At 60.1% G+C, this 24,608-nt stretch carries 28 protein-coding genes and 1 riboswitch; of the genes, 19 read left to right on the top strand and 9 right to left on the bottom strand.

Going from position 1 to position 24,608, the window contains the following annotated elements; all coding sequences use genetic code 11:
• Window positions 1-2 precede the first annotated feature (2 nt).
• From ABOK31_RS11345 to ABOK31_RS11330, 4 genes are read right to left on the bottom strand one after another with little or no spacing between them, the layout of a single operon-like run.
• Window positions 3-1,076: an iron ABC transporter permease gene (locus ABOK31_RS11345; protein WP_349958928.1), complete on the bottom strand. Its 1,074-nt coding sequence runs from the start codon at window positions 1,074-1,076 to the stop codon at window positions 3-5.
• 37 nt (window positions 1,077-1,113) lie between these two features.
• A complete protein-coding gene (locus ABOK31_RS11340; RefSeq protein ID WP_349956109.1) occupies window positions 1,114-2,049 on the bottom strand; it encodes a hemin ABC transporter substrate-binding protein in 936 nt (311 codons plus the stop codon).
• Between the two features lie 10 nt (window positions 2,050-2,059).
• Window positions 2,060-3,115, bottom strand: coding sequence for a ChuX/HutX family heme-like substrate-binding protein (locus ABOK31_RS11335; protein WP_349956108.1), 1,056 nt, complete (start codon window positions 3,113-3,115; stop codon window positions 2,060-2,062).
• 9 nt (window positions 3,116-3,124) lie between these two features.
• Entirely contained in the window at window positions 3,125-3,298 is a 174-nt protein-coding gene (locus ABOK31_RS11330; protein WP_174172209.1) for a hemin uptake protein HemP, read from the bottom strand.
• A gap of 193 nt (window positions 3,299-3,491) precedes the next feature.
• Here ABOK31_RS11330 and ABOK31_RS11325 point away from each other — a divergent pair, with 193 nt between their 5' ends.
• The 5 genes from ABOK31_RS11325 (at window position 3,492) to ABOK31_RS11305 (ending at window position 6,422) form a co-directional block, all read left to right on the top strand.
• Window positions 3,492-3,959 (top strand): hypothetical protein, encoded by a 468-nt coding sequence (locus tag ABOK31_RS11325; RefSeq protein ID WP_174172151.1) that lies wholly within the window; start codon window positions 3,492-3,494, stop codon window positions 3,957-3,959.
• A gap of 4 nt (window positions 3,960-3,963) precedes the next feature.
• The gene (locus ABOK31_RS11320; protein ID WP_349956106.1) at window positions 3,964-5,214 is read left to right on the top strand and encodes a TonB family protein; all 1,251 of its coding nucleotides are present in this window, start codon (window positions 3,964-3,966) and stop codon (window positions 5,212-5,214) included.
• A gap of 201 nt (window positions 5,215-5,415) precedes the next feature.
• Window positions 5,416-5,814 carry a DUF2325 domain-containing protein gene (locus tag ABOK31_RS11315; RefSeq protein ID WP_349956105.1) on the top strand — a complete coding sequence of 133 codons (399 nt, stop codon included), beginning with the start codon at window positions 5,416-5,418 and terminating at the stop codon, window positions 5,812-5,814.
• Window positions 5,811-6,089 carry a hypothetical protein gene (locus tag ABOK31_RS11310; protein ID WP_349956104.1) on the top strand — a complete coding sequence of 93 codons (279 nt, stop codon included), beginning with the start codon at window positions 5,811-5,813 and terminating at the stop codon, window positions 6,087-6,089. The genes ABOK31_RS11315 and ABOK31_RS11310 overlap by 4 nt, the downstream gene beginning before the upstream one ends.
• Window positions 6,090-6,107: 18 nt before the next feature.
• Entirely contained in the window at window positions 6,108-6,422 is a 315-nt protein-coding gene (locus tag ABOK31_RS11305) for an antibiotic biosynthesis monooxygenase (protein WP_349956103.1), read from the top strand.
• A 39-nt stretch (window positions 6,423-6,461) separates the two neighbouring features.
• Here the strand turns inward: ABOK31_RS11305 and ABOK31_RS11300 are convergent, their stop codons facing one another.
• From ABOK31_RS11300 to ABOK31_RS11290, 3 genes are all read right to left on the bottom strand, one after another.
• The gene (locus ABOK31_RS11300; RefSeq protein WP_349956102.1) at window positions 6,462-6,839 is read right to left on the bottom strand and encodes a DUF423 domain-containing protein; all 378 of its coding nucleotides are present in this window, start codon (window positions 6,837-6,839) and stop codon (window positions 6,462-6,464) included.
• 7 nt (window positions 6,840-6,846) lie between these two features.
• Window positions 6,847-7,236 carry a group II truncated hemoglobin gene (locus tag ABOK31_RS11295; protein ID WP_349956101.1) on the bottom strand — a complete coding sequence of 130 codons (390 nt, stop codon included), beginning with the start codon at window positions 7,234-7,236 and terminating at the stop codon, window positions 6,847-6,849.
• Between the two features lie 90 nt (window positions 7,237-7,326).
• Window positions 7,327-8,370 (bottom strand): substrate-binding domain-containing protein, encoded by a 1,044-nt coding sequence (locus tag ABOK31_RS11290; protein WP_349956100.1) that lies wholly within the window; start codon window positions 8,368-8,370, stop codon window positions 7,327-7,329.
• Window positions 8,371-8,505: 135 nt separating this feature from the next.
• On the opposite strand from ABOK31_RS11290, the gene ABOK31_RS11285 reads away from it, so the two are divergent.
• The 14 genes from ABOK31_RS11285 (at window position 8,506) to ABOK31_RS11220 (ending at window position 22,154) form a co-directional block, all read left to right on the top strand.
• Window positions 8,506-9,549 carry a Gfo/Idh/MocA family oxidoreductase gene (locus tag ABOK31_RS11285; protein WP_349956099.1) on the top strand — a complete coding sequence of 348 codons (1,044 nt, stop codon included), beginning with the start codon at window positions 8,506-8,508 and terminating at the stop codon, window positions 9,547-9,549.
• Between the two features lie 4 nt (window positions 9,550-9,553).
• Complete coding sequence (locus ABOK31_RS11280; RefSeq protein ID WP_349956098.1) at window positions 9,554-10,447, top strand: sugar phosphate isomerase/epimerase; 894 nt, start codon at window positions 9,554-9,556, stop codon at window positions 10,445-10,447.
• Between the two features lie 236 nt (window positions 10,448-10,683).
• A complete protein-coding gene (locus ABOK31_RS11275; RefSeq protein ID WP_349956097.1) occupies window positions 10,684-11,952 on the top strand; it encodes an extracellular solute-binding protein in 1,269 nt (422 codons plus the stop codon).
• A 71-nt stretch (window positions 11,953-12,023) separates the two neighbouring features.
• Complete coding sequence (locus ABOK31_RS11270; RefSeq protein WP_349956095.1) at window positions 12,024-12,929, top strand: sugar ABC transporter permease; 906 nt, start codon at window positions 12,024-12,026, stop codon at window positions 12,927-12,929.
• 1 nt (window position 12,930) lies between these two features.
• Window positions 12,931-13,806, top strand: coding sequence for a carbohydrate ABC transporter permease (locus ABOK31_RS11265; protein ID WP_349956094.1), 876 nt, complete (start codon window positions 12,931-12,933; stop codon window positions 13,804-13,806).
• 93 nt (window positions 13,807-13,899) lie between these two features.
• Window positions 13,900-14,988 carry a sn-glycerol-3-phosphate ABC transporter ATP-binding protein UgpC gene (gene ugpC, locus ABOK31_RS11260; RefSeq protein WP_349956093.1) on the top strand — a complete coding sequence of 363 codons (1,089 nt, stop codon included), beginning with the start codon at window positions 13,900-13,902 and terminating at the stop codon, window positions 14,986-14,988.
• A 94-nt stretch (window positions 14,989-15,082) separates the two neighbouring features.
• The gene (locus ABOK31_RS11255; protein WP_349956092.1) at window positions 15,083-15,646 is read left to right on the top strand and encodes a TetR/AcrR family transcriptional regulator; all 564 of its coding nucleotides are present in this window, start codon (window positions 15,083-15,085) and stop codon (window positions 15,644-15,646) included.
• 18 nt (window positions 15,647-15,664) lie between these two features.
• Window positions 15,665-16,006, top strand: a complete 342-nt coding sequence (locus ABOK31_RS11250; RefSeq protein ID WP_095435559.1) for an SMR family transporter — start codon at window positions 15,665-15,667, stop codon at window positions 16,004-16,006.
• A gap of 164 nt (window positions 16,007-16,170) precedes the next feature.
• Window positions 16,171-16,956, top strand: coding sequence for a ThuA domain-containing protein (locus ABOK31_RS11245; RefSeq protein ID WP_349956091.1), 786 nt, complete (start codon window positions 16,171-16,173; stop codon window positions 16,954-16,956).
• Window positions 16,957-16,964: 8 nt separating this feature from the next.
• Window positions 16,965-18,008, top strand: a complete 1,044-nt coding sequence (locus ABOK31_RS11240; RefSeq protein WP_174172161.1) for a Gfo/Idh/MocA family oxidoreductase — start codon at window positions 16,965-16,967, stop codon at window positions 18,006-18,008.
• Window positions 18,009-18,150: 142 nt separating this feature from the next.
• Window positions 18,151-18,978: a methyltransferase domain-containing protein gene (locus ABOK31_RS11235; protein WP_349956090.1), complete on the top strand. Its 828-nt coding sequence runs from the start codon at window positions 18,151-18,153 to the stop codon at window positions 18,976-18,978.
• 43 nt (window positions 18,979-19,021) lie between these two features.
• Window positions 19,022-19,111, top strand: a riboswitch (Fluoride riboswitch).
• Between the two features lie 115 nt (window positions 19,112-19,226).
• Entirely contained in the window at window positions 19,227-20,597 is a 1,371-nt protein-coding gene (locus tag ABOK31_RS11230) for a voltage-gated chloride channel family protein (RefSeq protein WP_349956089.1), read from the top strand.
• 23 nt (window positions 20,598-20,620) lie between these two features.
• Complete coding sequence (gene crcB / locus ABOK31_RS11225; RefSeq protein WP_349956087.1) at window positions 20,621-21,010, top strand: fluoride efflux transporter CrcB; 390 nt, start codon at window positions 20,621-20,623, stop codon at window positions 21,008-21,010.
• Between the two features lie 298 nt (window positions 21,011-21,308).
• Complete coding sequence (locus ABOK31_RS11220) at window positions 21,309-22,154, top strand: aspartyl/asparaginyl beta-hydroxylase domain-containing protein (RefSeq protein ID WP_174172165.1); 846 nt, start codon at window positions 21,309-21,311, stop codon at window positions 22,152-22,154.
• Between the two features lie 82 nt (window positions 22,155-22,236).
• On the opposite strand, the gene ABOK31_RS11215 is transcribed toward ABOK31_RS11220, so the two are convergent.
• Window positions 22,237-23,955: a flotillin domain-containing protein gene (locus ABOK31_RS11215; protein WP_174172166.1), complete on the bottom strand. Its 1,719-nt coding sequence runs from the start codon at window positions 23,953-23,955 to the stop codon at window positions 22,237-22,239.
• Window positions 23,952-24,605: an OB-fold-containig protein gene (locus tag ABOK31_RS11210; RefSeq protein WP_174172167.1), complete on the bottom strand. Its 654-nt coding sequence runs from the start codon at window positions 24,603-24,605 to the stop codon at window positions 23,952-23,954. Before ABOK31_RS11210 ends, ABOK31_RS11215 begins: the two co-directional genes overlap by 4 nt.
• Window positions 24,606-24,608 lie beyond the last annotated feature (3 nt).

Genomic DNA, 24,608 nt, shown 5'->3' with positions numbered 1-24,608 from the left:
GCTCACAGGCTGAGGCGTAAGCGCTGCCGCAGCAGCATCCACAGGAAGAACGGACCGCCGACGCCGGCAGTCAGAATTCCGATCGGCAGTTCGGCCGGGGAAACGATGGTGCGGGCAACGACATCGGCGATGACAAGCAGGGAGCCGCCGAGCAGTGCCGAGGCGGGCAGCAGGAAGCGATGGTCGGGGCCGATCACCATGCGCAGGATATGCGGCACGACGATGCCGACAAAACCGATGCCGCCGCTGACGGCGACCGAGGCGCCGACTGCCGCCGCAACGCTGATGATGGCGATATTCTTCAGCCGCTGCACTGATATCCCCATGTGGAAGGCGGTCGCCTCACCGAGTGTCAAGGCGTTCAGCCCGCGCGCCATGAAGGGAAGGGGCAGCAGCGAAAGGATGATGATCGGGCCGGCGCCCGCGACCTTGCCCCAGGTGGAGCCTGCCAGCGAGCCCATGCTCCAGAAGGTCAGGTCGCGCAATTGCCGATCGTCGGCCATGTAGATGAGGATCCCGGTCGCAGCGAGGGCAAGCGAGCCGAGCGCGATGCCGGCCAGCAGCATGGTTGCTATGGATGTCTGCCCGTACCGGGTCGCGATCTTGTAAAGCAGTATCGTCGTCGCCAGACCGCCGATGAAGGCGGCGACGGGCAGAGCGAAGATGCCGAGGACATACGCTACGGGGGCAAGCATGCCGCCGCCGAGGACGATCATGGCGACCGCGCCGAGGCTTGAGCCGGCGGAGACGCCGATCAAGCCGGGATCGGCGAGCGGATTGCGGAAGAGGCCCTGCATGACCGCACCCGAAACTGCAAGCCCGCCGCCGATCAGGAAGCCGAGAACGGCGCGGGGCAGGCGGATATCGAAAATGACGATGCGGTCGCGGATGCTGAGCGTGCTTTCCGCGCTGCCGCTCACCATGCCCGCGATCACGTCGATGACCGAAGCATTCGATGCGCCCGTGGTGATCGAGAAGAGAAAGGCGACTGCCGAAACCAAGACGAGACCGACGATGACGAGGATCGCAAGTGCGGTGCGATCCCCTTGGCGACGGCGTGCCGTGGTTTGCGACATCTGCTTCAGCCCTGCCATGGCATCGTTGAATGCCACGTCAGCCTCCGTAGATTGCCGCGTTCAACTCGCGAATGGCGCTGGCCGTGCGTGGTCCAAAGCCGAGCAGATGCAGGCCGTCCATGCGCACGATCGCTTTGTGGCTCGCGGCCGGTGTCAGTGAAATGGCCGGCTGCTTCAGCAGATCCTCATTCGACATCGACAGCGGCCCTTCGCGATCCATGATCAGGATGACGTCGGGCTTGGCTTCGATGATCGCTTCGTCCGTCAGGGACTTGTAGCCGGAAAAGCCGTTGATCGCGTTGATGGCGCCGGTAAGCTTGATGATGCCATCGGCGGCCGTATTGGTGCCTGAGGCCATGATCTTGCCATTCTGGTTGCTCAGTACGAAGAGCACGCGCTTGCGCTCGGCCTCCGGGCGCTTGGCGGAATCATTGATGGCCGCGTCGAGATCGGCCGCGACCTTGTCCTCCAAGGCCTTGGCCTTATCCGGCACGCCAAGCAGCGCGCCGACGATTTCGATCTTCTTTAGGATGCCGTCGCGATCGTAGTGCTGCGGCACGGTTTCGAAAGGCAGGCTGGCATTGCGCAGCACAGCCAGAGCTTCCGGCGGGCCGGAGCCTTCGACGGCGATGATGGCGGTCGGATTGACGGCCAGGATGCCTTCCGGCGATAGCGCGCGCATATAGCCGACATCGGGAAGCTTGGTCGCCTCCTTTGGATAGAGGCTGGTGGAGTCACGGGCGATGAGTCGCTTTTCCTCGCCGAGTGCATAGACGATTTCGGTCACATCGCCGCCGATGGAGACGAGGCGCGAGGTATCTGGCGTCTTGGCCGTTTCGGCGGCGTGCGCGTGGCGCACGAAGCTGCCAAGGCCGGCGATCGGATTGGTCGGAACGAGCGGAAGGGCCATCACCACCATGGTCAGGGCGACTTCCCAAGGCCTGATGCGCTTGAAGTTATTGAACATCGTCATGGGCCATCTCTTATGCGGCGACGCTGGTGCCGGCTCTCGTCAGGTTTTCCATGATGGCGCGCCAATCGGGGCGCTCATCGAAGCCTTCCTTCCGCTTGCCGAAGAATTGGATGATCATTTCGCCCCTGGCGTTATAGGCTTCGAGCGAGGTGACGTGGCCGTCCTTGGTCGGCTTGCGCACAACCCATGCCTCGGCGATGTGGTCCTGACGCAGGTGCAGATGGAAGGTCGGGTCCATGACGTTGATCCAGAGACCCATGGTCTGCACGTTGAAGATCGGGCCGGAATGGATCTGCACGGTGCCCTCGTTGGCAACGAAGCACATGATCGGCAAGCCTTCGCGGACGCAGGCGTGCATCATCTCGGCGACAGCGCCGCCATCCAGCTTCCATGCGTAATCGTCGCCGACGGTGCGGATCGCGTCCTGACGGCCGATCTTCAGCTTTTTCAGCATGCCGAAGAATTCGTGCGTGTCGGTCATGCGGCTCCAGTGGTTGCGCAATTCGTCGCGGCTGACATCGCCATCGGTGGCGCCGTTGTCATATCCCGAGCGATCCTCGACGAATTCCTGCGACTGTTCCTCGATCCGCAGCTCGGCGACCATGGCATGATAGGCCTCGACGTTCGAGGCAGGGCGCAGGTGCACTTTGTGGACGGCATCGCCGGCCTTGTCGAAGAACTGCAGGCTCAGCCTCTTCTGATCGCCGTCGGTCTTGGTGACGGCAAAGCCATGAACCCAGCGCTTCGGGAAGATGCGCAGGTCGATGTTGTCGCCAAGCACGATCGCCGCCTGCGCGCCGAATTTCATGTTCTCATAGACGCCGATCTTTTCATGTACGGCGCTTTCGTTGCGCGACAGGGCCATGATCTCGCCGAGCGAGGCGATCCGGTCGAGAAAACGCTCGACGTTGGCGTCGATACGGATGGCCGAAATACCGACTTCGGCAGCGACGAGAGCCGCTTCGGAAATATTGAGGCGGGCCGCGATGTCGCGCTCGCGCATCTTCGGGTTCTCGGCGCGGAAAGCGCGGATTTCGGCGGGGGTCGGTCGGGTCGTCTCAGTCATCTGTCATGCCTATTTGTTGAGTATCAGCTTGCCTTGGCGCGTAATCTTCAAGCGGTAGATAACGCCCTCATGCTTGATCATGATTTCGGTCTGGCCCCGGAAAATATCCGTGCTGTCGACAATTCTTACCTGCGGTGCAGCCGTGTATTGCTCCGGCGGCGTTGGGGTCTTCTCAGCAATCATCCTGTTTAGTTTTGCCTGAAAATTCATCGGGGGCCGAACCGTTGTGCGGCCAAATTTATCTTGACTCTCATACTCATGGTTTCATAAAGACGCAATAGGAGACCTATAAAGTCAAGTTTAAAAATTTCGACGGTACACGCCACCACCTTTGGCTGGGAAAGCGCACGTCAAAACATATTCAGGAGACAAGTCGATGCTGACGAAAACGATCTTGGCGCTCGCCGCTTCGGGGCTGTTTGCTACGGCATCTTGTGTTCCTGCCGTTGCCCAGGATGCGAATGCGACAGCCGCGCCTGCCTCAGCGGCTCCGGTCGCCGCACACAAGCTGAATGTCGAGCTCAACGCCCTGGCCCCGTCCCAGAAGGGATGCATGATGACCTTCGTTGCCGAAAACGACATGGCGACGCCGATCAACAAGATCTCTTTCGAGCTTGCCTTCTTCAACGACAAGAACGCCGTCGATCGCGTCACCGTTCTCGATTTCCGCGACCTGCCGCTCGGCAAGAAGCGGGTGCGGCAATTCGACATGCCGGGTGTCAAGTGCGAAACGGTCTCCCGCATCATCATCAACGATACGCCGGTCTGCGACGGCCCGGCAGCGGGCGAGTGCAAGGCCGCGTTGACGACCCGCTCGCAGATCTCAGTTCCTTTCGAGGGCTGATGTGATGGCAATGCGCTCGGCGAAAGTTTCCATCGAACGCCGCGCAGATGGCGTCATGAATGACAACTATCCGAGCGTACTGCCCGGCCACGAACTGACCGGCCTCGAGGGTGTCCCGCGACCGCCGGCGGGTGAGACTGTGATGCATTACAGTCGGTTTACCGAAATCAGTTCTTTTCCGGATCATCCGGCGGAGCCTGTCGCCGCCGAGGCAACCGAGCCGTTGCCCATGGATGCGCTCCCCGAAAGGTCGTATCGGGCCGTTTCGGGTCATGGAATGCCGCTTCTCTTTTCTGGCCTGGGCTCATGCCTGTTCCATGCCGCTGTCGTTGCGGCATTGTTGTTCACTTTCGTTGCTACGCCACAAGATGCACAGGAAGAGGCCGGTGATACCGTCAGCGTTATCATGATGGGCAATTCCGATACCGATCAGATGGCTGTGGGTGAGGAAACCCCGCAGACTGAGCCAGAGCAGGTGACCGCCGAAGCCGTGCAGCCGCAGACGATGCAACCGACCGAAGTTACGCCCCAACAAGCCCATCCGCCGCAGCCGGATGTCGTCCAGCCGCAGGAAGTGGAAACGCAGCAGGTGCAAACCGCGGAACCTGTTCAGCCTGTCGAGCAGACACAGCCTGCGGTCGTCGCACCCGAGCAGCCGCAGATTTTGGCGACACAGGCGCCGGCCGAGACGACCGTCGTCCAGCAGGCCGAACCGGTGCAGCCCGTGGAGAACGAGGTCGCCGAAGCTCAGCCGACAGAGCCCCCACCGGAGGTCGTGGCGCCGGTCGAGAAGCCGAAGCCGGTTGAGCGGCGGAAGGAAGTCAAGAAGCCTGTCGCAAAGGTCGCGAAGGTAAAGTCTGGATCACGCGGCGAAAGCCAGGAGAATTCGAAGAAGGGCTCTGTCGACGGGACCGAAACGGCGCAATCCGATAATAATTCACAGGCTAATGCTCGTCGGACCGGTGCAGGTAGTGCTGCCGTCGCCAATTATCCGGGCAAGGTGCAGTCGCGTATCCGGCGGGCTGTGCGTCTCTCATCCAAATACGAACCCGGCATTACCGTGCGTGTGCGCCTCACCATTGGTTCGAGCGGGGATCTGACCTCCCTGTCTATTGCGCGGAGTTCAGGTTTTCCGGAGTTGGACGAAGCAGTCACGAGCGGTATCCGCCGGGCAGCACCGTTTCCGCCGTTGCCTCCGGAATGGGGTAAGCCGAGTTGGTCTTTCACTCAAGAAGTGCAAGTGACCGGGCGATAGGTCTTGCGGGCAGTCGGTCGAGGGTCACTTCAGATACCGTTTGCCGGCTCTGGAAGGGGCAAATGCCAAACATCTGTCGGGCGTTTTAAAATATGATAAAAATTCTCAACTTTATACTTTACTCCAAAACTCATGTTTACTAAGGTCGCCTCGCGCTCGATGGAATCGAGTGTGCAAGAGCAACCAGCAAACGGGTGATGCATGGCGCGTAAGGGGAAGAAGGGTTTTGGCTGCGAGAGCCGCGAAGCGCAGACAACGGCGCAGGTTTCCGGCAAATCCACTCTCGATGTGCGCAGCTTCCTCTATGTGGGCGGTCGCGATTGCCAGGTGGCGCATCTGCGCCAGATCGCCAGTAATTTTGGCGCCGAACTGATCCATCACGATGGCGGTCTGCGCGAGGCGGTTTCGCGCATCGATACCGTCTTGCCATCGGTCGATTGCGTCTTCTGCCCGATCGATTGCATCAGCCATGATGCGTGCCTGCGGGTGAAGACGGGCTGTAAGAAGTTTGGCAAGGCCTTCATTCCCTTGCGCAATGGCAGCAAGTCCAGCCTCGAGCGGGCGCTGCAGACCATGAAAGAACGAGACGCTTCAAGATGATCGATAGTGGCCCTGACGGGTTTATGCTGATCGGCCTGCACAAGCTGGCCGCACAGAATGGTGACGGGCTCGTGCCCGAACTCTATGACTTGCTGATGCGCCGCGCTGAAGAACAGCAGCGTGCAGCGAATGTCGCGTCCTTCCCGGCATGGAAGGCACGGTTGCCGGGAGAGGCGCCGGATCAATCGTTGGACGAGGCGAGCCGCAGCGGCGCGAATGTCATTGCCTTTGCGCCAAGGGTGGATAAGACTGTCGCCCGTCGCAAGAAGGTCTGATCGTCGAACGAGGTTGCCATGTACATCGCCATGAACCGCTTCAAGGTCGTCATCGGTTTGGAAGGCGAATTCGAAGAGGTGTGGAGAGGGCGCGATTCACGGTTGTCGGAGGTGCCCGGCTTTCTGGAGTTTCGCCTTCTGCGTGGCAAGGCGAGCGTGGAGGAGGGCTACACGCTGTTTTCCTCGCACACGATCTGGCACAGCGAAGAAGCTTTCATCAACTGGACGAAATCCGAGCATTTTCGTATGGCGCACCGCAATGCGGGTGATAACAAGCGGCTTTATTGGGGGCCGCCGCAATTCGAAGGCTTTGCTGTCGTTCCCGGCATTTAGGCGGGGATTGTCGCCGGCATAAGTGCCCTGAGGCCGAGGTCACGCCTTCGTGGGGCTTGTCCTGAAGAAAGCGCCGAGCGCTATCGTCGCCCAGCCGGCGATCATGCCCATTCCGCCCGTCGGAGCGGCCATCGGAAACAGCGAGCCACCGCCGAAATGGCGGTTAATCAGGTCACCGGCGAAGATCAGCGTTCCCAATCCCAATAGGACAGCAGCGATCGGCGCAGTGCGGATGCGGTCGTAGCCGGCGTAGAGTGCCAAGAGGGCAGGGGCGTGGGCGAGGCTCATGGTGGAGGCTGCGCCGAGGAAATGCGTGTCGCCGCCATGGGTGGCGGCTGCGGCAAGCGCGACGCCGCCTCCGCCGAGGATGCCGGCGATAAACAGGGCGGCCGGACGGATTATCGTGCCGATGGTCATGTGTTCCTCATTCCCTGTTCTGCATGTGGAAGGCCAGGCGCTCGACCGGCTCCCAGATGATGGCCCGCAGTTTTTCATTCTCGATGGTTTCATCCATGGCGCGGCGGAAGCATAGCAGCCACTCGTCGCGCTCCTTCGGGCCGATGGCGGCAACGAAGTGACGGCTGCGCAGTCGGGGATGGCCGCGCTTTTCGATATAGAGCTGCGGTCCGCCGAGATAGCCGGTCAGATATTCGTAGAATTTCTGCTGTGAGCCTTCGAGGCTCGGTGGGTGCACGGCGCGGCAATTGGCTGCCTCCGGCAGCGTATCCATCAGTTCGTAAAAGCGCGCCGTCAGCGCCCGCACGGTTGGGTCGCCGCCGATCGCTTCGTAAAGTGTGATGGTTTCTTCGCTCAAGCCCCAGCCCCTGTTTGCGATGTCCTACATGGCAACTCACGGGCGCTGCCGCAACCGTCGAAGCGGCCGGTGCGGCGTTTCGGCGCTGCTTTATTTCGTGGTTGTCAGCTGGAACGCGTCGCTTTCGCCGGGGATGAGCTCGAGCGGCCAGACCGTTTGGCGCGACTTCCTGGGATATTCCTGGCTATAAGCGGGCATGCTGGAGAGCAGGATTTCCGCCAGTTCGACGCCAAGGTCGTGCAGCGACGTGCGGAAACAGGTCAGCGCCGGTTGCAGGAATTTGGCGCGCGGCGCCTCGCGAAAGCTGACGACGGCTATGTCGCGGCCTGGAATGATGCCGGATTCCATCACGCGCCGATAAAGGCCGATCGCCATCAATTCGTAGATCAGGATCACGGCCGTCGGTCTGTCTTCGAGGCGCAACAGCTCGTCTGCGACCTGATAGCCGCCCTGCTCGCTCGATTTGGCGCGAATGACCAAGGCCTGATCATAGGCGATGCCGTGTCGTTCCAGCGCCCGGCGATAGCCCTCCACGAAGATGACGCCGAGATTGATGTCGCTCGCTGGCGCGCTGATGGCGATGCGGCGATGCCCATGCGCCACGAGCCGATCGACGGCGCAATTGACGACGCCGTCGAAATCGAGGTCGGCCCAAGGGTGCTGCGCGCCCGAAAGGCTGCGGCCAAGCGCTGCGAAGGGGATCTTCGCCTTGGCGAGCAGATCGAAGCGTTTGTCGACGCGCTGCGTCTCCGAAATGATCATCGCATCGGCGATGCGCCGCGCCACCATGCGTTTCAGATACTCATAAGGGTCTTCCTCATGCGGGCAGGGGAGCATGATCAGATCGAGATTGTGGCGTGAGAACACGCTCTGCAGCCCACCTGTCACGGTCAGAAAGAAATTGTCGCTGTTTTCAACCGTTTCCCTGCTGGACTGGATCATCAGGCCGATGACATTCGTCGTGCCCTGCCGCAGGCTGCGTCCCGATTGGTTCGCGACATAGCCCAATTGTTCGGCGGCGGCGAGCACGCGCTTGCGGGTCTCCTCGTTGACATCAGGCTTGCCGTTCAACGCGCGTGATACTGTGCCGATCGAGATATCGAGATGCTCGGCAAGCTGACGAATTCCCTTCATCGGCCGCGGTTTTCCTCCATGCGCCATTTTCCGTAGTCCTCCTCTATTGACACAGGAAAATCTTTTCGCATAGTATCGTAAACGTTTACGGAGCGCGTGTCATGAGGGGTAATGCACCGCCCGCTGGAGGACATCGTGAAATTTAATGCCATTTTGTGCGGGTGCGGAGCTATGTCCAAAGGCTGGCTCAGGGCCATCGCCTCGACGCCGGCACTTGCCGAATCCATTCAGATTGTCGGTTTGGTCGATCTCAATCGGGCGACCGCTGAAAATCTTGCGAAAGAGTTTTCTCTCGAACATGCCGTCATCGGCTCCGATCTTGCAGAGGTCATCGCTGCGACCAAGGCGGATCTGGTCTTCGATGTCGTCATTCCGGCTGCGCGCTTCGGCGTGGTTTCGACGGCTTTGAAAGCCGGTTGCCATGTCTTGAGCGAAAAGCCGATGGCGACGTCCCTGGCTGAAGGTGCGGAGCTGATCCGCCTTGCCGCCGAGGCGGGCAAGGTGCATGCCATCATCCAGAACCGCCGCTATATCTCCGGCATCCGTCGTCTGCGACGCCTGGTGGAGGAGGGAGCGATCGGCGAGCTGACGGGCGTCCATTGCGATTTCTTCCTCGGCCCGCATTTCGGCGGCTTCCGCGAGGACATGGACAATGTGCTGCTGCTCGACATGGCGATCCATACATTCGATGCCGCCCGCTTCGTGTCCGGCAAGGTGCCGCTTTCGGTCTATTGCGTCGAAAAGAACCCAGTCGGCTCCTGGTACAAGCATGGTGCATCTGCCCATGCGCTCTTCGATTTTTCCGACGATGTCGTTTTCAGCTATCGCGGTTCCTGGTGCGCCGAGGGCCGGCGCACGAGCTGGGAAAGCCAATGGCGGCTGACCGGCAGCAAGGGCATGCTGACCTGGGACGGCGAAGAGAATTTCGAAGCGGCCGTTGCCGGCAACGAGCCGGGGCTGCTGCATGGCTTCACGCCGATCGAGGTTCCCGGGCCGAGGCACGAGGAAGAGACGCACGGCCATGCCAGCGTCATTGCTTCCTTCATCGAAGCGATCAAGACGGGCAAGACACCAGAGACTGCAAGCCAAGACAATATTCGCAGCCTCGCCATGGTTTTAGGCGCGATCGAGAGCGCCAAGACGGGCCGGCGCGTCGATATTTCAGCACAAGGACAGTGACATCATGACAAATCCGGCAAAGGCCATCCGCATCGGCACGATGATCAGAGCGACGAACGAAGACGCCGCCAAGGGCATCGCCAAGATCGCCGATCTGGGCTTCGAAAGCTTCGAGCCGTTCTTCTGGCAGACCACCAACGGCCAGAATCTTGCGGAACTCGGCAAGCGCTGCCGCGACGCCATCGGCGATCGCGATATCACCATCTCGACCCTCGGCATGTTCGGCAATCCCCTTGAAGAGCGTGAGATGGATCTGCAGACGCTGCAGGGCTGGAAGGACTGCATCGACAACGCCCATCATTTCGGCGCCACCTGTGTCGCCGGCTTCACCGGCCGTATCCGCAACCAGCCGCTTACCGACAGCCTGCCGCGCTACAAGCAGGTCTGGAGCGAGCTTGCCAAGCGTGCTGCCGACAAGGGCATCAAGATCGCCTTCGAAAATTGCGCCATGGATGGCAACTGGGCGACTGGCGACTGGAACATCGCGCATAACCCAGACGCCTGGGAGCTGATGTTCAACGAGATCCCGGACGACAATCTCGGCCTTGAGTGGGAGCCGTGCCATCAGATGGTTTATCTGATCGAGCCGCTGCCGCAGATCCGCAAATGGGCGAAAAAGATTTTTCACGTCCACGGCAAGGATGCGACGATCCGCTGGGATGTCATCAAGGAGCATGGCATCTTCGGCAAGGAGAAGTTCGTGTTCATGCGCACGCCGGGCTTCGGCGACAGCAACTGGACCGACATCATTTCCGAGCTGCGGCTTGCCGGCTGGTCCGGTTCCATCGACATCGAGGGCTGGCATGACCCGGTCTATCGCGATGCGCTCGAAATGACTGGCCAGGTTCACAGCCTGAACTATCTCAAGAGAAGCCGGGGCGGTGAATTCGTCGAGTAACGCACGCATTTGCGAATCTGCATCGATTTAGAAGGCAAGTTGTGCGTTAATGAAATGCCCGGAACGGCTGACGCTCCGGGCAAGACGGGCACCTAAACGGAGGAACCGCCGAGCGTCCGCCCCTTGTCCCATGTGACAGGCGGGCGCTTGGTGCAGGTAAGGGAAAAACGCCGATGGCAGCGCGGGCCATGTCGTCGGACAGATACCGTCACGGTTCGCATGGTGGAGGAGAACATATGAATATTTTTTCGAAGCTGGCGATCTCAGCCGGCATGTCGCTTCTGTTGGCTGCCGGTGTGGCGCAAGCCCAGAACAAGACATTTAACGTCTGGTGGTACGAACTGCCGGATACAGCGCAGGCCAAGGCCTGGACCAAGGCGCTCGACGCGCTGAAGGCCAAGCATCCCGATATCACTATCAATTTTGAACAGAAGACCTTCGAACAATTGCAGAAGGCGGGCAGCCTCATCCTCAATTCGGATCAGGCGCCTGACGTTCTGGAGTACAACAAGGGCAACGCCACAGCCGGTCTCGTCGCTTCGCAGGGCCTGCTGACGCCGCTTGACGATCAGTTCAAGTCGCGCGGCTGGGACAAGATTCTCAACGAAACCAACACGCAGCTCAGCAAATACGATGCCAACGGCATCTATGGTTCAGGTCCGATGATCGGCATTCCGGCCTATGCCGAATTCGTCTCGGTCTTCTATAACATCGACATGTTCCAGGCGAACGGCGTGAAAGTGCCGACCACGCTGGACGAATTCGAGGCCGCCCTCGACACCTTCAAGAAGAAGGGCATTACGCCGCTTGCCTATGGCACGGTGGATTCCAACGCGCAGCACCTGCTCTATACGCTGGCGCTGACACAGGCCGACGACACCTGGGTCAAGAACTATCAGGGCCTCAAGGCGCCGCTCGATACCAAGCCCTTCCTGTTTGCTGCACAGAAGATCGTCGACTGGGTGAGCAAGGGTTACATCTCCAAGGATTCGACCGGCCTGAAGGGTACTGGCGGCGCCGATAACCTCTTTTCGTCCGGCAAGTCGCCGATGTTCGTCAGCGGCACCTGGAACAACGGCAATTTCGTCAGCTCGATCAAGAACTTCAAGTGGAGCCAGTTCATCTTCCCGACCGCGAAATACAGCACGGGTTCGACCGGCAGCATGTTCATGGTGCCGAAGAGCGCCAAGAACAAGGATCTCTCCTATGAGTTCATTGATCTTGTCTTGAGCAAGGACAACCAGAACCAGCAGGCCAATCTCGGCGGTGTCGCGATCGCTGCCGATCCGGCTGCCATCACCGATGAGGTCGGCAAGCGCAACGTCGAGCTCTTCAACCAGATCTCCAGCAAGGGTGGCCTCGGCTTCTATCCGGACTGGCCGGTTCCCGGCTACTACGAGCTGCTGATCCAGGCGACGACCGGCCTTGTGAACGGCTCGACGACACCTGACCAATTCGTTGCGCGCCTGAAGAAGGCCTACGACGACGTGCAGGCAGCGCAGTAACACCATCGGCGACAATCACAACGGCGAGACGGCTTTAATGCCGCCTCGCCGTATCGGACTGGAGGATTTCGATGGATAAGTCGAAGAGCGCCGGCAGGGCGGGGTACTATCTCTATATGATCCCCGGCGTGCTGGGGTTTGTTCTTGTCGTGCTCGTTCCGCTGATCGCCAATTTCGCGATCAGCTTCACGACATGGAAGGGCGGCGTCATCCCGCCCCGTTATGTCGGTCTGGAAAACTATCAGCGGCTGCTTCAGGATGCCGTTTTCTGGGGCTCCATCCAGCATACGGTGCTGTTCATCATCTCGATGACGATCGTGCCCATCCTTTTGGGATTGCTGCTGGCGGCGGTGCTGTTCGACTATATCAGCGCTCAGTTCAGCGAGACATGGTCAAGTTTCTTTCGCGCGGGCTTCTACCTGCCGCAGATCCTGCCCTTGACCGCAGCCGGTGTTCTCTGGGGCTGGATTCTCAATCCCATCGGCATCATCAATGCGGTGCTGAAGGCGATCGGTCTCGATTTCATGGCGAAGAATTGGCTGGGGGATGCCAATTATGCGCTCTGGGCGGTGTCCGCCGTGATCGTCTGGGTGCAGGTCGGTTATTGCCTCGTCGTCTTCATGTCCGGTTTGGCTCGCGTCGACCCCTCGCTCTACGAAGCAGCCGAACTCGACAATGCAAGCTGGTTCGGGCGCTTCCGTTCCATCACGATCCCGATGCTCATGCCCGAAATCTTCGTGGTAGCGCTGACGACGCTGATTGCAGCGCTCAAGGTCTTCGCGCCGATCTATGTTCTGACCTCAGGCGGCCCTGACAATGCGACGACGGTGCCGTCGTATCTTTCCTATTACCACTTCTTCACGACGAACCGTGTCGGCTATGCTGCGGCCATCGCGACGCTGCAGACCGTGATGACCATTATACTCGGTATCGTGTTCCTGCGTATGCAATCGAAACAATCCGAGGGAGGGCACTGATATGACCGCCACATCTTCCTTATCCGCTTCGATTGCGTCGACGGGTCATCGCCAGGCAAGAGGCTTCGGTCGCTGGATCATCCTGGCGATCCTGCTTGTCTTCCTTGCCGGAACGCTGTTTCCGTTCTTCCTGGCCGCCTTCAACGCCATCAAGACGCCTGCGGACTACGCCGCCAACGGCCCGCTGGCCTTCCCGCGCAGCTTCGACCTCACGGCGCTCAAGAACTTCTGGGCGACCGTCGATTTCCCCCGCAAGCTCTTCAACAGTATTTTCATCAGCGCATGTACGGCCATACTTGCCGTCGTCCTCAGCCTGCTCAATGCCTATGCGATCGGCATCGGCCGGGTGCGAGGCGGTCAGGCGATGCTCGTCGTTCTGCTGATCGCCATCATGGCGCCGCAGGAATCGCTGGTCTATCCGCTGTACTACATGGCCAAGCAGGTCGGCCTGTTCGATTCCATGTTTTCGGTGATCCTGATCATCGGCGTGCTGCATACCGCCTTCGGGACCTATCTTCTGTCCTCGGTGCTGACGACGTTTCCGCGCGAAATCATCGAGGCGGCGCAGATCGACAATGCAAGCCGCTGGCAGATCCTCTGGATGGTGATTGTACCTGTGCTGCGGCCTACATTGGCCGTGCTGGCGACCTTCTTCTTCATCTGGACCTGGAACGAATTTCTGATTCCCCTGGTGTTCCTGGTCTCCAACAACAACCAGACGGTCTCCGTCGCCATGGGCGTGCTGTCGGGCGCCAATACCCAGGATCCGACGGCAATTGCCGCGGCCTCGCTGCTCGGCATAACGCCTACGATCATCTTCTTCCTGATTTTCCAGCGGACCCTGACGCGTGGCGTCGCGGTAGGTGCGGTCAAATAACCAATGCGGAAGTCCCGCTCCGGCGATAGCTGCCGGGCGGGGCGCGATGAATGGCAAGTTCGATAAATTCGATTTTTCCGCGGGAGGCGTAAAGTGGCAGGTATCAATATCAAATCTCTCACCAAGCATTTCGGTGCCGTGCAGGTTCTGAACGACATCGATCTGACGATCGAGCGCGGCGAATTCGTCGTCTTCCTCGGCGGCTCTGGCTGCGGCAAGTCGACGCTGCTGCGCATGATCGCTGGTCTGGAGTCGATCACCAGCGGCGAAATCTGGATTGGCGGAAAGCGGGTCGACCAGCTGCCGCCCGGCGAGCGTGGTGTATCGATGGTCTTTCAATCCTACGCGCTCTATCCGCATATGACCGTTCGCGACAACATGTCTTTCGGCCTGCGCAACATCAAGACGCCGAAGGCCGAGATCGCCAGGCGCATCGAAGAGGCTGCGAAGATCCTCGAAATGCCGCATCTGCTGGATCGTAAGCCCTCGGCGCTCTCCGGCGGCCAGCGCCAGCGCGTCGCCATCGGCCGCGCCATCGTGCGTGAGCCCGATGTCTTCCTCTTCGACGAGCCGCTTTCCAACCTCGACGCCGGCCTGCGCACGCGCACCCGCGTCGAACTCGCCCAACTGCATGAGCGGCTGGGCGCAACGATGGTGTTCGTGACCCACGACCAGGTGGAGGCGATGACGCTTGCTGACCGTATCGTGTTGCTCAACAACAAGAAGATCGAGCAGGTGGCGTCCCCCGTCGAGATCTATACGCGCCCCGCAACGCGCTATGTCGCGCAGTTCGTCGGATCGCCGGGCATGAACTTCATCAACATAGCCGGTCTGGATGAAGCGGGCGGGCTGGCGACGGCGACGTTGCCGGATGGTTCGGTCATCAGGACGGCGGTCGCGCTCAATGGCCTTGCGAATTCCGGGCTGACGCTGGGCATCCGTCCGGAACACCTGGTCGTCACGACGGCTGAGAAAGGCGATATTGGCGGCCAGGTCGAGACCGTGGAACGCCTCGGCGACCGCTCGCTCGTTCACGTTCGGCTCAAGGACGGCTCGAAGATCATCGGCACCGATCCCGGCATGACGACGATTATGACCGGCTCGCCGATCGCCTTCGCCGTCGAGGCAACCAAGGTCAGCATCTTCGACGAGAAGGATGCGGCTCATCATTCCGTAAACTGAGGAGGAAACACCACGAGATCATCCATAAACAATTAGGTCTAACACCACCGATTAGAGCGTTGACGAAACCGTCCAACTGGTATGTTATGTCGCCATGTCCACTGCGCACCATAGGAAGAAGCAGCCTTTGTTCGTCCGCCAGCAGTTGCTGGAGGTGGCGGCGCGGCTTGCTTCCGAAAAGGGGATGACGGCGGTGACACTGGATGCCGTTTCCGGTGCCTCCGGTGTCAGCAAGGGTGGATTGCTGCATCACTTTCCTAGCAAGAACATGCTTCTGGAAGCACTGTTCGACAGCCTGCTGGAGCGGCTGGATGCTGCGATCGAGGAAGCGATGCGCGCCGATCCGCTGCCGCATGGCCGCTTTACCCGCGCCTACCTGCATGCCTGCCTGGCGCTGCGCGATCAGCCCCAGGGTACCAAGGACTGGGCCCAGGTAACGATGGTGCTGCTCACCGAGCCGCAATTGCGGCAGCGGTGGCACGCATGGGTGCGTGAGCGCAGCGAGGAATATGTCGGCACGGACTCCTCGGTGGACGCGGCAATCGTCAGGTTGGCGGCCGATGGAATTTGGCTTGCTGACCTGCTCGGTAGCCATGACATGGACGAGAGCGCCCGTCAGAGGCTGATCGACCGGCTGATCGAACTCACACAGCTCTAAACTTATCGGAGATATGGAATGGCGAACGCATCGGTCTATGCAATGCTGCTGGTCGCGATCGTGCTTGAAGTGATCGGCACGACGGCATTGCAAATGTCGCAGCAATTCACCCGCCTCGGCCCGACGGTCGTTCTCGTGATTTGTTATACGGCTGCCTTCTATTGTCTTTCGGTAACGTTGCGGGTCATCCCGGTGGGCATCGCCTACGCCATCTGGAGCGCACTCGGCATCGTGCTGATTTCGATGGTGGGCGTGGTGCTTTTCCGGCAGAAACTCGATCTCGCCGCGATCGTCGGCCTCGCATTGATCATCGCCGGCGTGCTCGTCGTCAACCTGTTTTCAAAATCCGTGTCGCACTGAAAACAGAGGTGTTATTCATAGTCGCTTTTGTCTTTGTCAAATCGCTTTGGGCGCATTATGTCTTGCGCTGGATGGGCTGATGGAGGCTTGAAATATGGCGCTTTCCCAAAGCGCTTTGGATCGCATAACCTATTCAATCCTAATGGTATTAGAGGAGTGCCGTAATGACTATTCGTGCCGTCGTTTGGGGCGAGAACATTCATGAGCAGACAAACAAGGTCGTCGCCGAGATCTATCCGGAAGGCATGCACAACACCATTGCCAAGGCGCTGAATGCCGATGCGGGTATCGAGGCAACCACTGCAACGTTGCAGGAGCCGGAACATGGCCTCAGCGAGGCCCGCCTGAAGGAGACCGACGTCCTTCTGTGGTGGGGCCACAAGGACCATGGCGCTGTCAAGGATGAGATCGTCGAGCGTGTCGCAAAGCGCGTGTGGGAAGGCATGGGCCTCATCGTCCTGCATTCGGGCCATTTCTCGAAGGTCTTCAAGCGCCTGATGGGCACGCCCTGCGCGCTGAAGTGGCGCGAGGCCGGCGAGCGCGAACGCTTGTGGGTCATCAACCCCCGCCATCCGATCGCAGCCGGCCTCGGCGAGCATTTCGAGCTTGAGAACGAGGAGATGTACGGCGAGCAGTTCTCCGTTCCGGAGCCGCTGGAAACCGTGTTCATCTCCTGGTTTCAGGGCGGCGAAGTCTTCCGTTCCGGCATGACCTGGCGCCGCGGTGCCGGCAATATCTTCTATTTCCGTCCGGGCCACGAGACCTACCCGACCTATCATAATGGCACGGTCCAGAAGGTTCTGATCAATTCCGCGAAGTGGGCTTACAACCCGCTCGGCACCCAGGCCAACATCCATGATGCGCCGAACGTGCCCGTCGAAAAGGCACTGGAGCCGATCGTCGAACGCGGTCCGAAACTGCACCAAGCCGGCGAAGCCGGTTATCGCTGAGGTATCAGATGCGTCTCATAGTAGTTGGCACGGGCGGCATGGCGAAGAACCATGTGGAGCATTTCGCCCGCATTCCTGGCGTCGAAATCGTCGGCGCCGTCGATACGGATGCGACGAGGCTCACCGCCTTCTGCGATACGTTCGATATCAAGAAGCGTTTCTCGTCGCTCGACGAGGCGCTGGCCTGGGGCGAGTTCGATGCGGCGACCAACGTCACGCCGGACAAGGCTCACCATCCGACGACCCTGCCGCTGCTTGCAGCAGGCAAGCATGTTCTCTGCGAGAAGCCGCTCGCGGAGAATTATGAAAAGGCGCTCGAGATGACGGAAGCTGCCGAAAGGGCAGGGGTCGTCAACATGGTCAACCTGACCTATCGCAATGTCGCGCAGCTTCAGAAGGCACGCGAGATGGTGATCTCGGGCGAGATCGGCACGGTCAAGCATGTGGAGGCGTCCTACCTGCAAAGCTGGCTCGTCTCCAAGGCCTGGGGCGACTGGCGCAGCGAGTCCAAGTGGCTTTGGCGTCTGTCGACGGGCCATGGCTCGAACGGCGTTCTCGGCGATATCGGCATCCATATCCTCGACTTCGCCGCCTATGGCGCAGCGACCGATATCGATCACGTCTTCGCCCGGCTGAAGACCTTTGCCAAGGCTCCCGGCGAGCGTATCGGTGAATATACGCTCGACGCGAATGACAGCTTCTCGATGTCGGTCGATTTCGCCAACGGGGCCCTCGGTGTCGTGCATGCGAGCCGTTGGGCAACGGGGCATCTGAACGAGTTGAAGCTTCGCATCTACGGCGAGCGCGGCGGCCTGGAAGTCTCGCACAGCCCGAACGGCTCGGAATTGCGGGGCTGCCTCGGCGATGATACGGAAACGGCGACGTGGCGCGTTCTCGAAGTGCCACCGGTCCTGACCAACTATCAGCGGTTTGCTGAGGCCGTCATGACCGGCAGCAGCCAGGATCCGAGCTTCAGACATGCTGCGAACTTGCAGCGCGTGCTGGATCTTGCCATGGTGACTGAAGTTGAACGGCGCGAACTGAAGGTCTGATGGCTACAGCGCCACGCGTCACATGTGACGCGCAAAGGTCGCTGTAGTACTCTAAAGCTGCTGCATAATTTTATCCCTATCGATTCCGATCTAAGGAATTACGCAGTAGGCAACCTTCAGGCAAAGCCTTGGGAGTGCACGCATGTCTACCGAGGAAAAAGTTGCCAGCCACTACACGCACGGATCGCTGGAAACGGCGATCCTGCAAAGCCTTTCGGCTGAGGGCAAAGATATCGACAACTTGCGCATCCGCGACCTTGCGGGTGTTGATGAATTCCATCTGGGGCGACATGCGGCCACAGTGGATTTTGCAAGGGATCTCGATCTTTCTGCCGGCCTGCGGCTTGCCGATGTCGGCTCCGGGCTCGGCGGACCTGCCCGCCATTTTGCCGACTCCTACGGATGCATCGTGTCGGGCATCGATCTCACCGAGGAATTCGTTCAGGTCGCCAATTCGTTGACCGCCCGTTGTGGTCTGGCCGATCAGGTCTCCTTCCGGCAGGGGAGCGCATTGGTATTACCCTTCGAGAGCGGCAGCTTCGATCGCGCGACGCTCATTCACGTCGGCATGAACATCGAGGACAAGGCGAGGCTGTTCGGAGAGGTCAGGCGCATTCTCAAGCCAGGCGGCCGTTTCGGTCTTTATGAGATCATGCAGATGCGCGATGGCGCCTTGCCCTTTCCGATGCCTTGGGCGATGGAGCTGGAGACGAGTTTCGTCTGCAGTCCCGATGTCTATCGCCGTCTGCTTGACGAAGCTGGCATGGCGGTGGAACTGGAACAGGATCGCAGTGCCCTGGCGATCCGGCTGGCACATGAGGCGCGCGCCAAGGCTGCGGCGGGCGGAGCGCGGGACCAGGGATTTCGCACGCTGATGGGGCCGCGGGCAGGGGAGCGAAGCGCCAACGTCAACACGTCGGTCGAAGCCGGCCTGCTTGCGCCGATCGAGATGATTGCGCGGGCAATGTGACAGCTGCTGCACATTGACAGCGGGGTGGCTGTTTCTATATTGAAAATCCAACGGTAATGGATTTCTGCCGGGCCATACTGGCCGAACCGCTGCTCTGATTTTTTCCAGGGAAGCTGATGACTCCTACTCAACGCGCCTGAAGGGCGAAGGAGTAGAGTCGTGCGTGTTTTCTTACCGTCATCCCACTCATCTTTCCTATCCACTGTCCCCGCAAGACCGTGTACCGGCTTCGCGGGAGGGGCAAACTAATGTCCGCATCTGCATATTTTCATCATCGCTTTCAACAATTTCGCAGTCTGTTCAAGTGGATAGCTCTCGTCGTCCCGATGGCGGCCGTGGTCGGCTCGCTCTGCGCCCTGTTCCTGTGGGGTCTCGACCGGGCGACTGAGACGCGCTTCGACCATCCCTGGCTGATCTTCCTGATGCCGGTTGCCGGTTTCCTGATGGTGCTGGTTTACCAGCACTTCGGCCGCGGATCTGAGGGTGGTAACAATCTGATCGTCGACCAGATCCATGAGCCCGGCGGCGGTGTGCCGCTGCGCATGGCACCTTTCATCCTGGTCTCGACGGTCCTGACGCATCTGGTTGGCGGTTCTGCCGGGCGTGAAGGGACGGCGGTGCAGCTTGGCGGCAGCATTGCCAGCGCTTTTGCAAAGGTGTTCCGTCTCAGTCATGCCGAAGTCCGCATTCTCCTCATGGCGGGTATCGCCGCGGGCTTCGGCGCAGTCTTCGGCACGCCGATCGCCGGCGCCGTTTTCGCCCTCGAAGTCCTGACGATCGGACGGATGCAATATGAGGCTCTGATCCCGAGCCTTGCGGCAGCGATCGCCGCTGACTGGACCTGCCATGCCTGGGGCATCGAGCATATCCAGTATAAGATCGGTTATCTCGCAGGGACGCCAGCCAGCACCTTCCATCTCGATGCGCTGCTGCTCATCAAGGTCGGCATTGCCGGTGTGATCTTCGGCCTGATGGCGCGCTCGTTCAGCGAGGTCTCGCATGCCGCATCGGCCGCATTCAAGTGGTTCTGCGCCTATGCGCCGCTCAGGCCGGTCATCGCCAGCACGATCTTGATCGGTCTCGTCTATCTTCTCGGCACGCGCGAGTATCTCGGGCTCGGCGTGTGGTCACCCAATCCTGGGGATGCGACGATCCTTGGCTTCTTCGATCCCGCTCATGTCGATTATTGGAGCTGGTTCTGGAAAGCTGCCTTCACGATCGTGACATTAAGTGCCGGCTTCAAGGGCGGAGAAGTGACGCCCTTGTTCTTCATCGGTGCTGCGCTCGGCAATGCACTTGCGGCCATTCTCGGCGCGCCGGCCGATCTCTTCGCGGGGTTGGGTTTCGTCGCCGTCTTTGCCGGTGCCACCAATACGCCGCTTGCCTGCATGATCATGGGCATCGAGCTTTTCGGCGCGACGCATACCGTCTACCTTGCCGTCGCCTGCTTCCTTGCCTATATCTGCAGCGGCCATACCAGCATCTATCTGTCGCAGCGGCTCGGCATCGCCAAGAGCGCGGCCTCGGGAGATATCCCGGCCGATATGCCACTTCGCCATATTCGCGAACGCGGCGTGGAGACGCGGCGGGAAAATATCCATAAGATCGAAAAGGTTTGACGCAAGGACGGCTGGAGGTTGTCGTGCTCTATCTTGTCGTGTTTCTCGGAGCTGGGTTGGGCGGCGCATTCCGTCTCGGTATCAACGAGCTTGCCGCGCGGCTGCTCGGGATAGAATTTCCGTTCGGCACCCTCATCATCAATGTGTTCGGCGCGTTCATCATGGGGTTGCTGACGGAATATTTCGCCTTTCGCGGCGGTATGTCGCAGGAGGTGCGATTGTTTCTGACGACCGGCGTTCTCGGCGGGTTCACGACGTTTTCGACCTTTGCGCTGGAAAGCGTCGTGCTCTGGGAACGTGGCCAATGGATGCCCGCGATAGCCTATGTCGCCCTGTCTGTTTTCCTGTCGATAGGGGCTTTGATAGCAGGGCTTGCAATTGTCCGGCTAATAATTCAGGCTCAAACGGCATAGTGATGAAGGATCGGCAAATTTCGCCGCATTTTTGCCGATTCTGAGGTGAATGCCTCTCGAGAATCGCCGGAGTTTCTGTCCACGACAAACCACCGCTCGTTGCGAACGGACTCTCTTGCGAAATTCGACTAATCAACTCATATAATCGCCTATTACGATCACCGTATAACAGAGGAGTCGGGCGTAAATCAGGAAGTGCCGGGCGGATATCCCAAGTTTTCAGCCTGTTGCCACTTCGGGATTTGCATGCAGCTTCCCAAGCAGAAGACTTCCCTCTGAACGGCCCTTAAAGATAGACATGACGGAGAGTCCCTTGAGCGCACCTGCTCCCACTTCCAACCAATCTCCTGCTCCGGAACAGACTTTCGGCACGGCTGGCATCGCGCCGATGGATCGCCCGAGCGCCATGACGCGCTTCTTCATGGGCATCGTTTCTTGGGCGGAAAGTCTCAATCTGAAATATGCCAAGCTTGGTAATCCGCCGGTCTATGACACCGCGACCTTCCCCTGGGCGGCCGAGATCGAGAAGGATTTTCCCGCCATCCGCGCCGAGTTAGAGAAGGTGTTGCTGCGCCAGAGCGAGCTGCCGACCTTCCAGGATATCTCCACCGACGTGAAGACCATTTCGACTGATACCCGCTGGAAGACCTTTTTCCTTCTTGGCTTCGGCGTGAAGTCCGAGCAGAACATCAATGCATGCCCGAATACCTGGAAAGCCGTGCAGAAGATCCCCGGTCTGACGACGGCGATGTTCTCGATCTTCGAGCCGGGCAAGCATCTTCCGGCCCACCGTGGTCCTTATAACGGCGTGCTGCGCCTGCATCTCGGCCTCATCGTGCCTGAGCCGAACGAGAAGCTCGCGATCCGCGTCGACAAGCAGGTTTGCCACTGGCAGGAAGGCAAGGCGCTGATCTTCGACGATGCCTATGAGCATGAAGCCTGGAACCATTCCGACAAGACCCGCGTCGTGCTCTTCGTCGATTTCGTCAAGCCGCTGAAATTCCCGGCCCGCTTCGTCAACTGGGCCTTGATGAATCTGGCGATCTTCACGCCCTTCATCAAGGAAGGCCTCGACAATCACAAGGAATGGGAAAAGAAGTTCTACGCCGAGGCCGAGGCCTTCAGAAATCGCCCGAAGCCCTGATCTGATCGGCTGATTGATTTAACAAAACCCCGGAATCCCTAAGGAATTCCGGGGTTTTGTGTTTGCTGACGATCAATAGCCGTTAGGCAGGCTTATCCGTCTCTTCGGTGTCGTCGTAATATTCCTCTTCCTCGGGCTGGGCAGCGTTGGTCTTGCCATCAAGATTGCCAAGCAGCGCCGAGATGGCATTGTCGCCATCGAAGCCGGCTTCCTTCAGCAGGCGGTCGAGGATCGGTTTGTTGGCCTGGTAGGAGAGTAGCTGGCCGGCAAGACCTTCGCCAAGGCCGACGCCACTTCCGCCGCCCGTACCGTTGCCATTGCGGCCGAGCATGCCGCCGGTGTCGAAGATGCGGATGTCCGAGATCTTCTCGATTGGCTTGACCGCTTCGGCGAGGGCGGCGGGCACGATGCGGATGCGCTCGCGAGTGATCTCGAATTCGATGATCGCGGGGCTCAGCTTGTTGCGTGCTTCGTTGAGCAGCGCTTCGCTTTCGGCCGTCGCCTTACCGGTTTCCAGAATACCCTTGGCCTTGATGATTGCGGCGTCGGCTTCTGCCGTTGCCAGCGTCTTGATCGCATCCGCTTGGTCGGTCGCTGCCTGCTTTTCAGCTTCTGCGGCGATGGTGACAGCGGTTGCCTGGGTCTGGGCGCGCTTCTGCGCGTCGATCACGGCGATCTGCTTTTCACGGTCGGCAATTTCGACTGCTCGCGCAGTGCCGACCTTTTCTTCGGCGGCGATGGCGAGTGCGCGGGCCGCCTCTGCCTTCGCCTTGGCTTCCGACTCCTCACGGCTCTTGTTGGAGACCGCGATGGCGCTTTCCTGGGCGACGATCTGAATGTCGCGGCGGGCTTCGGTATCGCGCTGCTGCACGGCACGGGTCGAGTCGATGTTGGCGGATTCGCGGGCCTGCTTTGCGGCAGCCTCGCGTTCGGCGATCGCTTGCTCGGCGGCGATGCGGGCTTCCTCTTCGGCACGCTTGGCCGCCTGTTCCTGCTGCGCGGTTTCGGCGCGAGTTGCGGCCGACTTGTTGGCGATGTCGCGCTGCTGGTTCAGCTCGGCCTCGCGTTTCGTCCGCTCGATCGTGAGGGACTGCTGGCGGGCTTCAAGGTCCTTCTGAGCGATCGCGACTTCGGTGTCGCGGACGACCTCGTTACGCTCCTTCTTGCGGGCCTCGGTGACGCGGGTCAGCGCGGCAAGACCATGGGCGTCGAAGAAGTTGTTGGCGTTGAAATGCTTGATATCGGTCTGGTCGAGGCGCGTCAGCGACACGGATTCCAATTCGAGACCGTTGGACTGCAGGTCGGAACCGACTGCATCCTGCACGGCCTTGACGAAATCCATGCGCTGCTCCTGCAAGGCATCGAGGCTCATCGTGGCTGCGACCGAGCGCAAGCTGTCGACGAACTTCGCCTCGATCAGCTGGCGCAGCTGCTCGCTGTCGTTGGTGCGGTTGCCGAGCGTCTGGGCAGCAAGCGCGATCGATGAGCTGTCCGGCTTGACGCGGACATAGAACTCGGCGCCGATATCGACGCGCATGCGGTCCTTGGTGATCAGCGCATCATTCTCGCCGCGCTGGACTTCCAGGCGCAGGGTCTTGAGATTGACGCGGGCGATCGAGTGGAAGATCGGCAGGACGACGGAACCGCCGTCGAGCACGACTTTCTGGCCGCCGAGACCGGTGCGCACATAGGCTTCATCGCGGCTCGAGCGAACGTAGAGCGAGGCAAGGACGAAGCCGATCCCGAGGATCAGGACGAGACCTATGCCTGCTGGAAGAATAAGGTCGTAAAGGCCGTTCATGAATGTTGCTCCGTAGAGGATTTGTCGTCGGACCTCACAAGGTCCGAGGGGGCGGAAACTGCGATGAAGATGTCGGCCTTGCGGTCGACAAGCAGAACTTGGGCGCCGATCGGCAAGGGGCTTTCGCCCTTGGCGGCGCAGGCGCGCAGCTGATGCCAGTTGCCATGTGCGTCCTTGACGCTGACGCGGCCGGGCAGGCCCTGATCCAGAGGGCCGATGGAAACCGTGCCGGTGCGGCCAACGAGGTCGCCGGTGTCGACGGCATAGGTCTCATCGCGCGGCACGATCCTTGCGATCGTGCGTGTCGAGCCCCGGACAAGGGGGATCGTGACGAGGAGCGCGGGAGCCGTGGCGACGACCGCCGGCAGCGGCGTCCAGACGATGTCGGCCACCGTCTGGATGGCAAAACCCGCCACGGCGAAGATGCCGAGCACCAGCATGATCAGGATCAGCAGCGGCACCCCGCCGAGGTTGATCCAGGAGAGCAGGCCGGCGAGCACACCATCATGACCTTCGAAATGCGGTTTGCCGATGAGTTCGCTCAGCGAGAAGCCGAGCAGCATCGACAGGATTTCGACTGCCGTCAGTCCAATCAGGATCATTGCCGCAATGGCAAAGGGCGCACATTCGGGTGCGAGAAACAGGTGCATCGG

It is taken from the genome of Rhizobium sp. ZPR4 (assembly GCF_040215725.1).
Taxonomy (GTDB): Bacteria; Pseudomonadota; Alphaproteobacteria; order Rhizobiales; family Rhizobiaceae; genus Rhizobium; species Rhizobium rhizogenes_D.
Note: the sequence above shows the minus strand (reverse complement) of the source record. Positions and strands in the feature narration are given on the sequence as shown.

What these genes read in the sequence shown, in the direction of transcription:
- ABOK31_RS11345 (WP_349958928.1), bottom strand. Translation starts at nt 1,076, where the DNA reads ATGTCGCAAACCACGGCACGCCGTCGCCAAGGGGATCGCACCGCACTT.
- ABOK31_RS11340 (WP_349956109.1), bottom strand. Translation starts at nt 2,049, where the DNA reads ATGACGATGTTCAATAACTTCAAGCGCATCAGGCCTTGGGAAGTCGCC.
- ABOK31_RS11335 (WP_349956108.1), bottom strand. Translation starts at nt 3,115, where the DNA reads ATGACTGAGACGACCCGACCGACCCCCGCCGAAATCCGCGCTTTCCGC.
- ABOK31_RS11330 (WP_174172209.1), bottom strand. Translation starts at nt 3,298, where the DNA reads ATGATTGCTGAGAAGACCCCAACGCCGCCGGAGCAATACACGGCTGCA.
- ABOK31_RS11325 (WP_174172151.1), top strand. Translation starts at nt 3,492, where the DNA reads ATGCTGACGAAAACGATCTTGGCGCTCGCCGCTTCGGGGCTGTTTGCT.
- ABOK31_RS11320 (WP_349956106.1), top strand. Translation starts at nt 3,964, where the DNA reads ATGGCAATGCGCTCGGCGAAAGTTTCCATCGAACGCCGCGCAGATGGC.
- ABOK31_RS11315 (WP_349956105.1), top strand. Translation starts at nt 5,416, where the DNA reads ATGGCGCGTAAGGGGAAGAAGGGTTTTGGCTGCGAGAGCCGCGAAGCG.
- ABOK31_RS11310 (WP_349956104.1), top strand. Translation starts at nt 5,811, where the DNA reads ATGATCGATAGTGGCCCTGACGGGTTTATGCTGATCGGCCTGCACAAG.
- ABOK31_RS11305 (WP_349956103.1), top strand. Translation starts at nt 6,108, where the DNA reads ATGTACATCGCCATGAACCGCTTCAAGGTCGTCATCGGTTTGGAAGGC.
- ABOK31_RS11300 (WP_349956102.1), bottom strand. Translation starts at nt 6,839, where the DNA reads ATGACCATCGGCACGATAATCCGTCCGGCCGCCCTGTTTATCGCCGGC.
- ABOK31_RS11290 (WP_349956100.1), bottom strand. Translation starts at nt 8,370, where the DNA reads ATGAAGGGAATTCGTCAGCTTGCCGAGCATCTCGATATCTCGATCGGC.
- ABOK31_RS11280 (WP_349956098.1), top strand. Translation starts at nt 9,554, where the DNA reads ATGACAAATCCGGCAAAGGCCATCCGCATCGGCACGATGATCAGAGCG.
- ABOK31_RS11275 (WP_349956097.1), top strand. Translation starts at nt 10,684, where the DNA reads ATGAATATTTTTTCGAAGCTGGCGATCTCAGCCGGCATGTCGCTTCTG.
- ABOK31_RS11270 (WP_349956095.1), top strand. Translation starts at nt 12,024, where the DNA reads ATGGATAAGTCGAAGAGCGCCGGCAGGGCGGGGTACTATCTCTATATG.
- ABOK31_RS11265 (WP_349956094.1), top strand. Translation starts at nt 12,931, where the DNA reads ATGACCGCCACATCTTCCTTATCCGCTTCGATTGCGTCGACGGGTCAT.
- ABOK31_RS11255 (WP_349956092.1), top strand. Translation starts at nt 15,083, where the DNA reads ATGTCCACTGCGCACCATAGGAAGAAGCAGCCTTTGTTCGTCCGCCAG.
- ABOK31_RS11250 (WP_095435559.1), top strand. Translation starts at nt 15,665, where the DNA reads ATGGCGAACGCATCGGTCTATGCAATGCTGCTGGTCGCGATCGTGCTT.
- ABOK31_RS11245 (WP_349956091.1), top strand. Translation starts at nt 16,171, where the DNA reads ATGACTATTCGTGCCGTCGTTTGGGGCGAGAACATTCATGAGCAGACA.
- ABOK31_RS11240 (WP_174172161.1), top strand. Translation starts at nt 16,965, where the DNA reads ATGCGTCTCATAGTAGTTGGCACGGGCGGCATGGCGAAGAACCATGTG.
- ABOK31_RS11235 (WP_349956090.1), top strand. Translation starts at nt 18,151, where the DNA reads ATGTCTACCGAGGAAAAAGTTGCCAGCCACTACACGCACGGATCGCTG.
- ABOK31_RS11230 (WP_349956089.1), top strand. Translation starts at nt 19,227, where the DNA reads ATGTCCGCATCTGCATATTTTCATCATCGCTTTCAACAATTTCGCAGT.
- ABOK31_RS11220 (WP_174172165.1), top strand. Translation starts at nt 21,309, where the DNA reads ATGACGGAGAGTCCCTTGAGCGCACCTGCTCCCACTTCCAACCAATCT.
- ABOK31_RS11215 (WP_174172166.1), bottom strand. Translation starts at nt 23,955, where the DNA reads ATGAACGGCCTTTACGACCTTATTCTTCCAGCAGGCATAGGTCTCGTC.
- ABOK31_RS11210 (WP_174172167.1), bottom strand. Translation starts at nt 24,605, where the DNA reads ATGCACCTGTTTCTCGCACCCGAATGTGCGCCCTTTGCCATTGCGGCA.